The sequence below is a fragment of the Vibrio natriegens NBRC 15636 = ATCC 14048 = DSM 759 genome, from assembly GCF_035621455.1.
GTDB lineage: Bacteria > Pseudomonadota > Gammaproteobacteria > Enterobacterales > Vibrionaceae > Vibrio > Vibrio natriegens.
Genome location: NZ_CP141822.1, coordinates 733,823 through 748,361, shown reverse-complemented (window position 1 = coordinate 748,361; position 14,539 = coordinate 733,823). Strand labels below are relative to the sequence as shown.

Annotated in this window: 12 protein-coding genes; 6 read left to right on the top strand and 6 right to left on the bottom strand. The window is 45.6% G+C overall.

Annotation, left to right across the window (positions count from 1 at the left end; genetic code table 11):
• Nucleotides 1-51: 51 nt before the first annotated feature.
• The 4 genes from treC to gmhB all read right to left on the bottom strand — a co-directional run bounded on the left by treC (nt 52) and on the right by gmhB (nt 5,122).
• The gene (gene treC / locus VER99_RS03375) at nt 52-1,737 is read right to left on the bottom strand and encodes an alpha,alpha-phosphotrehalase (RefSeq protein WP_020333716.1); all 1,686 of its coding nucleotides are present in this window, start codon (nt 1,735-1,737) and stop codon (nt 52-54) included.
• A 162-nt stretch (nt 1,738-1,899) separates the two neighbouring features.
• Nucleotides 1,900-3,324 carry a PTS trehalose transporter subunit IIBC gene (gene treB / locus VER99_RS03370; protein WP_014231038.1) on the bottom strand — a complete coding sequence of 475 codons (1,425 nt, stop codon included), beginning with the start codon at nt 3,322-3,324 and terminating at the stop codon, nt 1,900-1,902.
• A 191-nt stretch (nt 3,325-3,515) separates the two neighbouring features.
• On the bottom strand, nt 3,516-4,469 hold the full coding sequence (gene treR, locus VER99_RS03365) for a trehalose operon repressor TreR (RefSeq protein ID WP_014231037.1): 954 nt from the start codon (nt 4,467-4,469) through the stop codon (nt 3,516-3,518).
• A 101-nt stretch (nt 4,470-4,570) separates the two neighbouring features.
• On the bottom strand, nt 4,571-5,122 hold the full coding sequence (gmhB, locus tag VER99_RS03360; RefSeq protein ID WP_020333715.1) for a D-glycero-beta-D-manno-heptose 1,7-bisphosphate 7-phosphatase: 552 nt from the start codon (nt 5,120-5,122) through the stop codon (nt 4,571-4,573).
• A 342-nt stretch (nt 5,123-5,464) separates the two neighbouring features.
• On the opposite strand from gmhB, the gene metN reads away from it, so the two are divergent.
• The 3 genes from metN to VER99_RS03345 are packed head-to-tail and all read left to right on the top strand — an operon-like array spanning nt 5,465 to nt 8,009.
• Nucleotides 5,465-6,499, top strand: coding sequence for a methionine ABC transporter ATP-binding protein MetN (gene metN / locus VER99_RS03355; protein ID WP_014231035.1), 1,035 nt, complete (start codon nt 5,465-5,467; stop codon nt 6,497-6,499).
• Nucleotides 6,489-7,166: a methionine ABC transporter permease gene (locus VER99_RS03350; RefSeq protein WP_020333714.1), complete on the top strand. Its 678-nt coding sequence runs from the start codon at nt 6,489-6,491 to the stop codon at nt 7,164-7,166. The genes metN and VER99_RS03350 overlap by 11 nt, the downstream gene beginning before the upstream one ends.
• A gap of 33 nt (nt 7,167-7,199) precedes the next feature.
• Nucleotides 7,200-8,009 carry a MetQ/NlpA family lipoprotein gene (locus VER99_RS03345; RefSeq protein WP_014231033.1) on the top strand — a complete coding sequence of 270 codons (810 nt, stop codon included), beginning with the start codon at nt 7,200-7,202 and terminating at the stop codon, nt 8,007-8,009.
• 103 nt (nt 8,010-8,112) lie between these two features.
• Here the strand turns inward: VER99_RS03345 and VER99_RS03340 are convergent, their stop codons facing one another.
• On the bottom strand, nt 8,113-8,889 hold the full coding sequence (locus tag VER99_RS03340; protein ID WP_014231032.1) for a Zn-ribbon-containing protein: 777 nt from the start codon (nt 8,887-8,889) through the stop codon (nt 8,113-8,115).
• Between the two features lie 2 nt (nt 8,890-8,891).
• Nucleotides 8,892-9,437: a SecY-interacting protein gene (syd, locus tag VER99_RS03335; protein WP_020333713.1), complete on the bottom strand. Its 546-nt coding sequence runs from the start codon at nt 9,435-9,437 to the stop codon at nt 8,892-8,894.
• A 107-nt stretch (nt 9,438-9,544) separates the two neighbouring features.
• Here syd and queF point away from each other — a divergent pair, with 107 nt between their 5' ends.
• From queF to VER99_RS03320, 3 genes are all read left to right on the top strand, one after another.
• Nucleotides 9,545-10,390, top strand: coding sequence for an NADPH-dependent 7-cyano-7-deazaguanine reductase QueF (gene queF, locus VER99_RS03330; protein WP_020333712.1), 846 nt, complete (start codon nt 9,545-9,547; stop codon nt 10,388-10,390).
• 108 nt (nt 10,391-10,498) lie between these two features.
• Nucleotides 10,499-12,781, top strand: a complete 2,283-nt coding sequence (locus VER99_RS03325) for a tetratricopeptide repeat protein (RefSeq protein ID WP_020333711.1) — start codon at nt 10,499-10,501, stop codon at nt 12,779-12,781.
• Nucleotides 12,782-12,878: 97 nt separating this feature from the next.
• Nucleotides 12,879-14,444: a GGDEF domain-containing protein gene (locus VER99_RS03320; protein ID WP_020333710.1), complete on the top strand. Its 1,566-nt coding sequence runs from the start codon at nt 12,879-12,881 to the stop codon at nt 14,442-14,444.
• Nucleotides 14,445-14,539 lie beyond the last annotated feature (95 nt).

Genomic DNA, 14,539 nt, shown 5'->3' with positions numbered 1-14,539 from the left:
GGGAGCATTCCAAAGCCTTTAGTGGGGGAGATAATCTCAGGAAAATTTAAGTTACTCTTCAATCAATAAAATTCGTGTTTCATACGGACGCAGTGTCTGATGTCGAGAGGCAACCGAACTTACCGAATTATGGTAGTTGGACAACAAACACTTCGCTTTCGCTATCTCAAAACGCTCTGGCAAGACACATTCCACCTCTTCCCCATAGTAATTATTGATACACAACAACGTCTGGGATTCATTCTGGCGAGCGTAAGCAAAAATACGCAAATGCTCTGGCAGCAAATCTTCATAGCTGCCGTCCGTGATGACCGGGATCTGTTTGCGCAGTTCAATCAAGCGCTTGTAGAAATAAAATACGGAGTTTAAATCTGCTACAGCAGACTCGGCATTGATTTGCGGATAATTCTGCGCGACCTCGAGCCAAGGCGTTCCTTTGGTGAAACCAGCATGCGGTTGGCCATTCCATTGCATAGGCGTTCGCGAGTTATCACGGGACTTCTGAGCCAGAATAGCCATCATTTCTTGGTGTGAAACACCATCACGATTCACCATGATGTCGTACATGTTGGTACTTTCGACATCGCGATACTGACTGATCTCCGTATAACCCGGATTGGTCATGCCAATCTCTTCACCCTGATAAACATAAGGCGTGCCCTGCATCATGTGAACAGACGCAGCCAGCATCTTCGCCGATTCAACACGGTAGTGCTGATCATCACCAAGTCGGCTGACCACACGTGGTTGATCGTGGTTACACCAGAACAGCGCTCCCCAACCTTTACCGTTTAACCCTGTCTGCCAGTGATTAAAGATTTGTTTGAGCTGAAGAAAGTCAAACGGTGCTTTGGTCCACTTTTCACCATTGGGGTAATCCACTTTCAAATGATGGAAATTGAACACCATAGAAAGCTCTTTACCGTCTAAAGAGGAGTATTGCTGACAGTGCTCAAGGGTTGTCGAAGACATTTCTCCAACCGTTACACTGCCGTACTTCTGAAATACCGCTTGGCTGATTTCCTGTAAATACTCATGCACTCGTGGACCATCGGTATAAAAACGACGTCCATCGCCACGCTCATCATTCGGGAAGTCTTGCTGTTTAGATATCAGGTTAATGACATCAAGACGGAAACCATCCACGCCCTTCTCTGCCCAAAAGCTGATCACGTCTTTGACTTCTTCACGCACTACTGGGTTTTCCCAGTTTAAATCCGCTTGCTCCTTGGCAAACAGGTGCAAGTAGTACTGACCGGTTGCTTCATCCAGTTCCCATGCGTTTCCACCAAACTTGGATTGCCAATTGTTGGGCTCTGCCCCCTCTACCGGATCTTTCCAGATGTAATAATCGCGATATGGGCTATTTTTATCACCCAGCGCAGACTGGAACCATTTGTGCTCAGTCGAGGTATGATTGACGACAATATCCATGATAATTCGGATACCCAGCTGGTGCGCTTCCACCAGTAACTCATCAAAGTCAGCCATTGTGCCGAAGTCAGGATTGATCGAGTAGTAATCGGATATATCGTAGCCGTTGTCGATCATTGGCGATGCATATACAGGCGTTAGCCAAATCGCATCCACACCAAGGTGTTTTAAATAATCCAGTTTAGAAATGATCCCTTTGATATCACCCGTGCCTTTGCTGTCACTATCGCAAAAACTCTTCGGGTAAATTTGGTAGATTGTTGCGGTTTTCCACCAGCTGTTATCTTGCTTGGTCATTGCCATTTCTAACACCCACTTACCATTAAATTAAAAAGTCACCATGACAGTCATGGTTAAAGATCAAGCACTCCTGAGCTCAAAAGGACGTAGTCAGGAATGGCTGTTTTAAATTGGGAAAAAAGCGATGGCATGACATTCTCCATTGCCATCGCTGATTTAAGTTTGTTATGCGTTTGCCGTTTCAAGTTCACCTTTCGCTTTTGCGCGCTTATAAAGAATCAGCGTCAAGCCAGCTGGGACCACTATCGCCACCAACATTGCTAATGCGAACACACCCCAGAACTGAGGCTGAATAGATAAGATGCCCGGCAAACCACCCACACCGATACCGTTCGCCATTACGCCGGCGCTACCACAAACTGCCGCCGCACAAGCACTACCAATCATTGCGCTTAGCATTGGGAATTTGTATTTCAGGTTGATGCCGTACATTGCAGGCTCAGTCACACCCAGATAAGCGGAGATTGCCGCCGGAACGGAGATTTCACGCTCATCTTGTTTTTTACTGATGATAATGATGCCAACCACTGCTGATGCCTGAGCAATGTTTGAAAGTGCAATCAAAGGCCAGATTGGGGTGCCGCCAAGCTCTTGCATTAACTGTAAATCCACGGCGTTGGTGGTGTGGTGAATACCGGTGATAACCAATGGCGCGTACAAGAAACCGAAGACTGTCGAGCCAATGATGGCAAAGTCTCCCGTCATGGCAGCCTTAGCAGCGAATGCCACACCGTTACCTAACATGCGGCCAAATGGACCGATGATAGAGTGTGCAAGAATCACCGAAATAATGATGGAAACAAATGGCACCACAACCAGATACAAGTAAGACGGAGTGATACGTTTAAGGTATTTTTCGATATACGCCAGTGCGATACCCGCGAGCATGGCAGGAATCACCTGTGCCTGATAACCCACTTTTTCAATCACAAACCAACCGAAATCCCACACTTCCGGTACTTGTTTACCAATCAAATAGGCGTTCATTAACTGCGGAGAGACCAGAGTCACACCGAGCGTGATCCCCAGAATCGGCGTACCACCGAGCTTTCTCACTGTTGACCAACAGACGCCAACAGGCAGGAAGAAGAAGATCGCTTCACCAATCAGCCATAGGAATGAATGGACCGTCGCCCAGAACTGACTGATTTCGGTCAGCGTTTGGCCATCAAACATCTTGATGTCACCAATCACATTACGGAAGCCAAGAATCAGACCACCAGTGATGATAGCTGGTAGCAGAGGCACGAAGATTTCAGCAAGGTGAGAGATGCCACGCTCAACGATGTTCATGTTCTGACGCGCGGCATTTTTTGATTCATCTTTGCTGGCTTCGCTTTTACCCGTCATCTCGATCAGTACCTTGTACACTTCATCGACTTCAGTACCGATAACGACCTGAAATTGACCTGCGTTGGTAAAACAGCCTTTTACTATAGACAGAGCTTCTAACTGCTTGATGTCAGCTTGCTCAGTATTATTAAGTACAAAACGTAAACGAGTTAAGCAGTGACTCACACTTGCAATATTGTCTGGCCCACCGACCAGCTCAATAAGACGCTGTACATCTTGACGCGCAATCTTACTCATAACTTTGCCCACCCTGTATTGGATATGTTTAACTTTTCTTTGTATTTATTATTAATGGGAACATTCCCACGAAGTGGTTTTATATTGCCACCTGAAGATAAAAAACAAAATGGGAACAGTCCCATTAATTGAAAAGGATCACAAACTAAGTCTAGAGCAGAACACTCATTATGCGACTATGGCATATACATCTAGCCGTGGTGGCTGACAGGTTTCTGGGTGAAGTGGAGTAAAGAGTCATTGCCGCTCAACTGATTAATCAGCATGTTAGCGGCTTTTTTGCCTGCATGCGTATAACCAGGATCGACACTGAAGATATTCGGGAAAAGAAAAGAAAGGAGTTCATTGCCGCCCACGCCAGTGACGACAACATCTTCACGTCCTAACTCTTGTAGACGTTTAATAACCCCAAGTGCAAGCGTATCACTGGCACAAACAATGGCTTGGGTGTCTTGTTGTAATACGTGATCGACCAACTGATAAGCACTCTCATGGCTAAGTGCTCCGGTCTTAAAGCAAGGCTGGATATTTCTGCTCTGGCACCACAACTGGTAAGCATTCAAACGGGCAAACCCCGTGGTTCTGTCATCAGAATCTACACCGATATAGGCAATACGAGAAAGCGATTGCTGCTCTAGGTGAGAGAGCGCCATATCGATAATGCCCTGGTTATCATAATTAATAGAGGAAACCTCATTCGTATCCATGGCAATCACCACAATACGACTGCCCCACTCAGCGAGGGCCTTCTCATCGCAACCTGTAAAACCAAATACAATCACGCCATCTACATTGCGACGTCTAAGAACCTCAAGATGCTCAATGGTTTTTTGGCGATCAAACTGGCTTTCCATGATCACCACATCATAACCAGCAGAATATAACTCACGAAGCATGGTGCCTACGGCTTGGTTTTCTGATGGTGAATCTAAACGAGAAATGATCACGCCCACCACCTTTTGACTTCCTCCACGCATCGACTGAGCGGATTTGGAAGGAACATAACCTGAATCACGAATGATTTTTTCAACCTTCTCACGCGTTTCTGGCTTTACCTTGGGATCGTTCGTGAGCACACGACTTACCGTCGACTTACCAACGCCAGCCAGTTTTGCGATATCAAGAATGGTGAGTTTTTTGTTCATAGGTGATCAAATAAAGTGGGTAGAAACTTAGGTAAATGAACTTTAACAACAAATAGAGAAAAGGGAAGCCAGTGCTTCCCTTTAAAAATATAGCGATGATGTTATTTGTTTAAATATGCAGGAACGTCAGCAATGCTATCCAATACTACAGTCGCTAGCGCTTCACCCTGCTCAGTAATTGGTTTGCCGGTACGTACAAGAATCTTGGTCCCTACGCCAGCGGCTTCTGCTGCCATCATGTCTTCCGCTTTATCGCCAATCATGACCGATTTTTCCATGTCGATCTTCAGGAAGTCACGTGCAGAAATGAACATACCCGGCTTTGGCTTACGGCAGTCGCAATCTTGCTTGTATTCGCCAATGCCCTCTTCAGAGTGATGCGGGCAGTAATAGAAGCCGTCAAACTCAACGCCGTGATCAACAAAGTTCCAATCCATCCATTGAGTCAGAGATAAAAATCGGTCTTCACTGAATTTACCGCGTGCGATACCAGATTGATTCGTCACAAGAACCAACATGTAACCTTGGTCTTTCAGCGCTTTCGTCGCTTCAAACACACCGTCAATGTACTCAAAATCATGTTCGTCATGAACGTAACCATGATCGACGTTAATCACGCCATCACGGTCGATAAAAACAGCAGGTTTTGCCAAAACGTATTTCTCTATTAGCTCGGTTTAAGCAGATTATTACATACCTTATAAGCTTCAACACTATCTATTTAGATTGACATTGAGACAAATCAGCACGCTACGTCTCAAGAATCGTTGAATCTCGGGGGCTTTCATCTTATGTTCGAAAATACACCTCTGACAGAACCAAGTTCCGATATCAGAACGTTTGCACATTTAGACGTCTAGACGTAAAAATATCTATTGACTTAAATCATCTTAACCCATAGCATCAACTGAAAATTGAGATAGAGCTCAAAATTAAGTTCTGTCAAAAGCCGTTTTTGACAACGAAGTTCCCCATATCTCTATGCAGGTTGAAACATGATAGAAATAGAAAACGTCAATAAAGTGTTCTACCAGGGCAGCAAAGAAATTCTGGCTCTGAAAGACATTAACCTACATATCGCCAAGGGCACCATCTTTGGGGTGATCGGCTCGTCAGGTGCTGGTAAAAGTACTCTGATTCGCTGTGTGAACATGTTAGAGGCTCCGACCTCTGGCTCCATCATCGTAGATGGCGTTGACCTGACCAAACTAAGCAAAACACAACTAGTAGAAACACGTCGTAACATCGGCATGATTTTCCAGCACTTTAACCTGCTGTCGTCTCGTACCGTTTTCGACAACGTTGCCCTACCTCTTGAACTCGCAGGTAAAGATAAATCGCATATCAATGCGAAAGTCACTGAACTACTGAAACTAGTAGGATTAGAAGACAAACATGAAAGCTACCCAGCGAACTTAAGTGGCGGCCAAAAGCAGCGTGTAGCCATTGCTCGTGCATTAGCCTCTGATCCAAGCGTTCTACTTTGTGACGAAGCCACCAGCGCATTAGATCCGGCAACGACTCAATCAATCCTTGAGTTATTAAAGAAGATCAACCGTAAACTCAACATCACTATTTTGCTGATCACTCATGAAATGGAAGTGGTTAAAAGCATCTGTCACGAAGTGGCGATCATCGGTGGTGGCGAACTGGTTGAGAAAGGCACCGTGGGTGAAATTTTTGCTCACCCGAAAACAGAACTGGCGCACGAGTTCATTCGCTCGACTCTGGATCTGTCTATTCCTGAAGATTACCAGGCTCGACTTCAATCAAGCCGTGTTGAGGGTAGCTACCCGCTAGTCCGTATGGAGTTCACTGGCGCAACGGTTGACGCTCCATTGATGTCTCAGATTTCACGCAAATACAATATTGATGTGAGTATCCTAAGTTCAGATCTTGATTACGCCGGTGGCGTGAAATTCGGCATGATGGTCGCTGAACTGTTTGGTAATGAACAAGATGACAACGCAGCAATCGAATACCTGCGTGAACACAACGTGAAAGTAGAGGTACTTGGTTATGTCCTTTAATACGGCTTCTGAATGGCTGAGCCTAAATAGCAATCTACTTCTTGGGGCAACCTGGGAAACGGTATACATGGTTGCAGTTGCGGGTATTGTCGGCTTTGCTATTGGTATTCCTTTAGGCGTTATTTTGCACATCACTAAAAAAGGTGGTCTGCTAGAGAATACTAAGCTTAATAGCACTCTAGGCGCGATTGTTAACGTGGGCCGTTCTGTGCCATTCCTTGTACTGATGGTTGCGATTATCCCAGTGACTAAAATGCTGGTCGGCACCTTTATTGGTACAACCGCAGCAATCGTACCGCTCACCATTGGTGCCATTCCGTTTGTTGCGCGCCTTATCGAAGGTGCCCTACTTGAGGTACCAACTGGCTTAGTGGAAGCGGCACAATCTATGGGTGCCACACCTGTACAAATCATTACAAAAGTTCTGCTACCTGAAGCAATGCCGACTATTGTTAACTCAGTGACAATTACACTCGTAACCTTGGTCAGCTACTCTGCAATGGCAGGTACCGTTGGCGGCGGTGGTTTGGGAGACGTTGCAATCCGTTACGGTTTCCACCGTTACGATGTGACAATCATGGCTGTTACCGTCGTCATGCTCATTGTTCTAGTACAAATTATTCAGTCTATCGGCGACGCAGTGGTACGCCGCGTGGATCACAGATAAGCATCAAATTACATAAATTATAAGGAGATACCGATGAAATTTAGCCTTAAAGGTCTTTTGACTGTCGTAACAGCCGCTTCTGCTCTAGCACTTACTGGTTGTGGTGATAAAGAAGTTGATGTGAACAAAGTAAAAGTGGGTGTTATTGCTGGCGCTGAAGCACAGGTTGCGGAAGTTGCAGCTAAAATCGCAAAAGAAAAGTACAACCTAGACGTTGAGTTGGTGACATTTACTGATTACGTTACACCAAACGCAGCGCTAGACGACGGTTCAGTTGACGCTAACGCATTCCAACACAAGCCATACCTTGATCAACAGATTAAAGACCGTGGCTACAAACTGGCTATCGCAGGTAACACATTCGTTTACCCAATCGCTGGTTACTCAAAGCAAGTTAAATCTGTTGATGAAATCCAAGATGGCGCGCGTATCGCAGTACCAAACGACCCAACTAACCTAGGTCGCGCACTGATCCTTCTACAACAACAAGGTTTGATTGAACTACGTGACGGCGTTGGTCTGCTTGCAACGGTACGTGACATCGTTGGCAACCCTAAAAACATCGAAATCATCGAACTTGAAGCGCCACAACTTCCACGTTCACTAGACGATGTAACGCTATCTATCATCAACACAACATACGCAAGCTCTATCGATCTGTCTCCAGAGCGTGACGGTGTGTTCGTTGAAGACAAAGAATCTCCATACGTAAACCTAGTTGTAGCGCGTGAAGAGAACGTTAACGCTGAGAACGTACAAAACTTCGTGAAAGCTTACCAAACTGAAGAAGTTTACGAAGCAGCGAAAGAGCTATTCAAAGGCGGCGTTGTAAAAGGCTGGTAATATAACCCGTCTTAGCAAACATCTCTGCTGACCATTGCAGAAAGGGCTGATGTGAAAACATCAGCCCTTTTTCTTTTCGATTCAGCAGGAGATACAAAAACCGTTACTTGAGATGGTCCCAAGAGATATTCGAAACAATTCTGCAGTCATCGCACTTAAAGTAGAAGATGTCATGCAAGGGCTCGTCTAATAGCCAGTCACCACCACACTTAGGACACTTACGTGCTTTTTCACTTTCAAGTGACTGGCCACCAACGCGGTATTGATAGTAGTACGTCGGAATTTTAGTGATGTATTCAATACGGCCACGTAAATCCCAACCACGGCGAAACAGGACACTGTCAGAATCACATATCTCGTGCAGCGCGGCATGCTCAGCACGGCATCCGCCCGCCATTTGAATTTCATCACACGCCTGCCATTCCGTTTGCCACTTAATGACCGCTTTATGGTCGCCGTTGAGTGTTGGATCATTGCGGTACAAAGGGATTGGTAATAAGGTTTCACCGCTTCGCAGTGGCGAACAAGTATGTACGTAAGTGGTATAAAGCACCTGCCAGCTTGGTGTCTCTTCTTCTGCTGCTTGTTCAGAGTTCAGATCACGACCAAGCAAGCGCATTTTCGGCGCGAGCAAAGAGGCTTCCGACAAACGATTCATACACACTTTGACAAAGTCTGAATGGTAACGCGGGTGTAGGCTGTCCTGCTCCGGGCAAACCACACGTACAAAAAACTCGCCATCGCCCATCACAATAGGAAACTCACGACCAAGTACCTGGCCGTTATAACGCAGTGCGTCCATTAACCCATTAATCGCCTTATCAACCGCGCTTACGGTAGTGTTATCAAAACACTCAAACTGCAATTCAACAACGTACATGTTTACACCGCAGCTTCTAAATTGGTCAGGAACTCACTGACATTATCGGCAAGAACATCACGCTGAGAAGTACCCAGACGCTCAAGAATGACATTGCCCGTCAAGTTACAGATAGAAATAACATCCAGCTCTGCGTCTGTTGCAGCAATAAAAACGGTTGGTTTAAGCTTGAGACGACGCTGTGTCACCAGATGACCAAGAATGTTCTCTTGTAGGCGGTCGAAATCGTCGTCGCTCCACACCTGCAACAATGTCAGTTCGTTACCCTTCCAGATCGCTTCCATGTCTGCGCTGTATTGCGAACCATAAAAAGCTTTAATGTCATCATGCAACGTCAGCTCAATCGCATTTTCAACATTGGTGAAATCAGCTTGCTCTTCACGCAGACACGCTTTCCATAAGACCGCCCCATCTCGTTTCTCTTCAACACATGGAGATACAAGATCAGCAAGCTCTTCACTGAATGGCAATTCATTGTGCTTATTTTGCCAAGCTTGTTGATAGCGTAGGCTAAAATCTTGTAGCGCCTGAGTAACGGTTTGGGTCATGAAGGTCTCCTATTCCTTGTTTATCTGCCTGCAATATTTGCCAGATAGCAATTAATCAGCGGATTCAGTAAAATTCTCTCCATTCTAATCGAAAACGACCACAAAGTATGAGCAAATATTCCAACGCTAAAGAGCTTGCAGGGCTGACTCTGGGTAAAAAGACCGAGTACGCGAACCAATATGATGCGAGCTTGCTGCAACCTGTACCGCGTAGCCTTAACCGCGATGACCTTGAGTTAGGTGAATCCCTGCCGTTTATGGGTCATGACATCTGGACCTTGTATGAACTGTCGTGGCTCAATAGCAAAGGCCTGCCACAAGTGGCCGTTGCAGAAGTTTACATTCCTGCGACCAGCGCTAACTTAATTGAGTCCAAGTCATTTAAGCTGTACCTGAACAGTTACAACCAAACTCGCTTTGCAAATTGGCAAGAGGTGACCGAGCGTTTAGTACAAGATCTTTCGGCTTGCGCTGGTGAGCAAGTCATTGTTGAAGTAAATCCGGTCACTCATTACACCAATCAGCCTATCGTCACGATGGAAGGTGAATGTATTGATGATCAAGACATCGAAATCAACAGCTACGATTTTGATGCATCCTTACTGGAAGGCGCTGCTGGTGAAGAGCAAGTCGAAGAGACGCTACATAGCCACTTGCTGAAATCAAACTGCCTGATCACCAACCAGCCAGACTGGGGCAGCGTTGAAATTCGCTATCAGGGTGCGAAGCTAGACCGTGAGAAGCTGCTGCGCTACCTCGTTTCTTTCCGTGAGCACAATGAGTTTCATGAGCAATGTGTCGAGCGTATTTTCACTGACCTGATGAAATATTGTCACCCAAGCAAACTGACCGTGTTTGCTCGCTATACTCGCCGTGGTGGTTTGGATATCAACCCTTACCGCTCCACCGAGAACGCCAAGCCAGAGCACAACCACCGCATGGCTCGTCAGTAATTATTCAGTGGTAAAAACAAGTTCGGCAATCTATTGGATTGCCGAACGTTTTTAATACCTAAGCATGGTATTATCAAAAAATCTAAACCAGTTCGAGGGAACGAAAGGATGTTTTGGGACAGATCGCGTATATTCAAATTGATTGGCTTTTTCTGCTTACTGCTGGCACAGCCGCTTCACGCGACCATTTTATCTTCAACTTTACTTAATGAAGCCCAACAACTGGCGGAAATCGATCCCTCACAAGCAAGACAAGCAGCAACCAACTACCTTTTGCAGCGAGAGTTGATAGAACGCAGTGAAAGTGATGGTCCTTCTGCCATGTCCCGTGAAGAAACCGACCGTAGCATCCGAACCCCAAACAGCACCATCGAAGCACATAAAATTATTGCCCAAGCAAACTTCGCTTTGGGGGATGTCAGTGCAGCAATCAAAAGCCTCAATGAAGCGCAAACTCTGGCACAAAAATACGAGCTTCCATACCTGTATCTGGATGTGCAACTGATCCGAAACCAGATGATCTGGACTGGAAATAAAAATTACGCTGCTGCGGAAGAAGCTCTGGACCAAATAGAGAATACGCTTAATCAAGAAGATGCCGTTTTACAGCGTGCTGATAGCATTCGTTATCGCTTGGTCATGCAACGTGCGCTTTTAGCGTCCTATCGTGGTGATAGTGTCAAAGCAGAAAGTTATTATGCCGAAGCAAAAGAGATGCTGGAACAAACTCGCTCCAGCTTGGCACTCATCGATTACTACACCACGGTTGGCGAGTTTTACCTCAACGAGAAAAAATACAATCTTGCGCTTTCTGAGCTTTTATACGGTTACTGGCAATCGATTGAAAGCGATAGTGGGGCCAGGCTGGCCAAAGTAAACCGATTACTGGCAAGACTATTCCAAGAGCGACGCGTATACGATAAAGCAGTCGAGTACTTATCTCAGGCTGCAGACTTTTACGACTCTTACCCAAACTCACCTATCCTGGCGGATGTGCTTGAGCAGATGGGTGACATTTACTTTTATCAGGGTAAATTTAACTTGGCACTGGTCCACTACTTCAATGTATTGGATCACGAGAGTACGAGTAAAAGTATCAACCGCATGATCAATATTCGTCTGAGCCTTGCCGCGACTTACCTTCAACTCTATAACTACGCTCTGGCGGGGCAATATCTGGATAGCTCGACTGAACTGCTCGAATATGCCGACATTCCAGCGCTTAAGGCCAAAGCTGCCCTGCTTCACTCGGGTCTTGCTTATCATCAGAATGACAGTAAAAGCGTAATTGAAAATGCGCAAAAAGCGCTCATGTTCATTGACGCGACGGCTACAGGAAATAACTTTATCAAGCAGCAGTCTTACCGTTATCTTGGGCTTGGCTACGAGCAAGCCGGTGAATACCAGCTTTCGTTACAGGCATATAAAAAATACACCAACTTAGTAAAACTGGAGCAGGTGCAGTTAAACCAGATCAGCGAAGATGCATTCCGTCAGCAAAAAGAGTTCGCAGAGCAGACTATTCACTACGTTGGCTTAACTGAACGCTTGGCACAAGTCGAAGGAGAACACCGTAAATTCCAAAAAATCTCTTTCGCTCTATTTATTACCGTCTTAGTGATGTTTTTGTTCATCATGCGCCGTGGCGTCATCATTCAGCGCCAGTCAGGTCAGATAGATAAACTACGTAATGACCTGTTCACACACTCACGCTCTCGCCTGAATAACTTGCGCATGTTGAATGTAAAACTGTCGCGCTCTTTGAAGAAATCGAGTGACACCTTCGAACAGTGGCAGCTTGGCGAGTTAATCCACGAGCCTCTCAATGACCGTCTGCGCTTTGTGATGATCGACCTGCCTTTCTTACGCAGTATGTACGTTCAAAATGGTTACAAAGCAGGGCTGGAGTTAGAGCGAGCGTTTGGTGAGTTCCTGGCAGAAAAGATCAAAAAGCCCGCTCGTTTGTATCACTTCTCAGATGCGAACTTGCTTTACATCGAACCCAACGCTGATAGAGACGCGTCAGCAGAAATGATGTTTGATAAGTTTCAGGCTTGGGTGGATGACTTTGCTAATCAGCATAATGTTAATCGTACTATTCGCATGGGAATCAGTGACTACCCGTTCCTGCCACGAGCCTACACGGCAATTAATGATGCAGAGCTGCTGGATTTACTCCTACTGGCAACGCATATTGCGCGAGAAATCAGCTTGCAAGATAAACAAAGCCATTGGGTATTCCTCAAAGCTATTGATAACGCGCCAGCAGCGAGCTTTGCAACCGGCGACATAAGAAAAGCGTGTCAGCACGCTATCAATCAAGGGTTAATCAAGATTCACTCTTCATACAAGAATGAGGATGACATCAAGAAAATATTAAAAAATGGATAATTAAGCGCCACTTAGGATTAATAACTGATGACGCTATAAGGTTTTTTGTTATTATCAAGTGACCGTCATCTCACATGGATTTAAACGTAGTCGTTTCATGGGAATCTTGGAATCCGATATTCAGGCACAGCTGCATCAGTTAAGTTGTCAACTTGATCAACTTAAACTGACACATCGCGATAGTTCGCTGAAGTTTAAACGTGAGCAACAAATCCTTAAACGCGTTCTGGCGTCTTTGTCGTCTGCATGTCCCGGTTCTGATGCGCAACTATCCAGCTACTTATCAGAAATTCAGCAAGAGCTACAGCATAAAACGGATATCAGTGCGTTAATCCCTCGTTTAGCGATATTAGAGAGAAAGCTTAAACAGCAATCCAGAGCCATGGAAAAACAGAGCGACCATCTCGACGAACAGATCAAACGCAGTGGTGAAACGCTGCAACGAGTGACTGGTTTACCCGCCCAGCTAAAGCGCGAACTGCGTAATCTGATGAGCTTTTCTGAAGCGAACTCTGTGACCAATGTCGATCAAGCGACCAAACTGCTCAGTATTTATGAACGTGCGCTGAAAATCATCGCTTCTAACTCACGTTTGCATTTAACTGAGTTTGAGAATACTCCAGAGAAGTCTCAGCTTGAGTCTCTTGCGAGCGATCTGCAGCACACCATTACGGAGCTGGATTTTGAGGGTGAGTGTGGCGAAAAACTACTCGATATCCGCGCTAAGCTCCTGATGGGAGTGAATGCAGAGTCTTTAGTGGAACTAACTCTGGTAACCTTAAAGTTAGTGGTAGAAGCCACTAAATTTGAACGAGAAACCTCCAGTCAATTTCTCGACCAACTCAATACAGCCCTTGCAAGTAACCTGAAAACTATCCATCAAAACGCCGATCAGCATCAAACCTATTTTGAGCACCGCCACGAGCTAAACTCGGAAATGAATAGTTTGGTTGAGCGCAGTCAACGCTCGTTGAATCAAGCTCAGGATTTATCAGAGCTCAAGAAAGAGATGGCACCACTGCTGGCTAAAATGGCATCACTATCGGAACGTTTGGAAATGACGGAAGCTCGTGAACAAGCATTGCAAGAGCGAATGACTTACAGCAAAAACCAGCTGGAAGCCGTCTTTGAAACCACACAAGACTACCGCCGCCGCTTGGATGACCAGACTCAGCGCCTGCTGCTTGATCCATTGACCAAGGTATACAACCGCACCGCATTTAACGATCGCCTCGAACTGGAATATCGACGCTGGGTACGTTCTCAAAGAAACTTACGTCTGGTCATGTTTGATGTCGACAACTTTAAAGCTGTAAACGATAGCTATGGCTATACCGCCGGCGACAAAGCACTCAAAATCATTGCCCGTACCATCAGTAAACGAGTCTCCGAATTAGAGACGGTTGCTCGCTTCGGCGGAGAAGAGTTTATCTTGCTTATTCCGGAGCAGTCGGAAGAGTACACATTAGAATTAATGAAAAGCATCCAGCGTGAAATCGGCCAGCTGCCGTTTAAATTCCGAGAGCAAAGCATCATGATCACCCTAACCGCGGTTTCTACTTCATTTCGAGAGTCTGACTCTCCGGAGCAGGTACTCGGTCGTCTCGGAAAAATGGTACGCGAAACTAAAAAGCTTGGAAAAAACCAGCTCAACTGGAGCTGAATCGTTCAAAATATAAGCAAACAAACAGATTTCATCCCTTAAGTTTACTTATATCCACCATTTTTCAACGAGTTATCACATTTCTTCCATTCCAG

What these genes read in the sequence shown, in the direction of transcription:
- treC (WP_020333716.1), bottom strand. Translation starts at nt 1,737, where the DNA reads ATGGCAATGACCAAGCAAGATAACAGCTGGTGGAAAACCGCAACAATC.
- metN (WP_014231035.1), top strand. Translation starts at nt 5,465, where the DNA reads ATGATAGAAATAGAAAACGTCAATAAAGTGTTCTACCAGGGCAGCAAA.
- VER99_RS03325 (WP_020333711.1), top strand. Translation starts at nt 10,499, where the DNA reads ATGTTTTGGGACAGATCGCGTATATTCAAATTGATTGGCTTTTTCTGC.
- VER99_RS03345 (WP_014231033.1), top strand. Translation starts at nt 7,200, where the DNA reads ATGAAATTTAGCCTTAAAGGTCTTTTGACTGTCGTAACAGCCGCTTCT.
- VER99_RS03340 (WP_014231032.1), bottom strand. Translation starts at nt 8,889, where the DNA reads ATGTACGTTGTTGAATTGCAGTTTGAGTGTTTTGATAACACTACCGTA.
- treB (WP_014231038.1), bottom strand. Translation starts at nt 3,324, where the DNA reads ATGAGTAAGATTGCGCGTCAAGATGTACAGCGTCTTATTGAGCTGGTC.
- queF (WP_020333712.1), top strand. Translation starts at nt 9,545, where the DNA reads ATGAGCAAATATTCCAACGCTAAAGAGCTTGCAGGGCTGACTCTGGGT.
- treR (WP_014231037.1), bottom strand. Translation starts at nt 4,469, where the DNA reads ATGAACAAAAAACTCACCATTCTTGATATCGCAAAACTGGCTGGCGTT.
- VER99_RS03320 (WP_020333710.1), top strand. Translation starts at nt 12,879, where the DNA reads ATGGGAATCTTGGAATCCGATATTCAGGCACAGCTGCATCAGTTAAGT.
- syd (WP_020333713.1), bottom strand. Translation starts at nt 9,437, where the DNA reads ATGACCCAAACCGTTACTCAGGCGCTACAAGATTTTAGCCTACGCTAT.
- VER99_RS03350 (WP_020333714.1), top strand. Translation starts at nt 6,489, where the DNA reads ATGTCCTTTAATACGGCTTCTGAATGGCTGAGCCTAAATAGCAATCTA.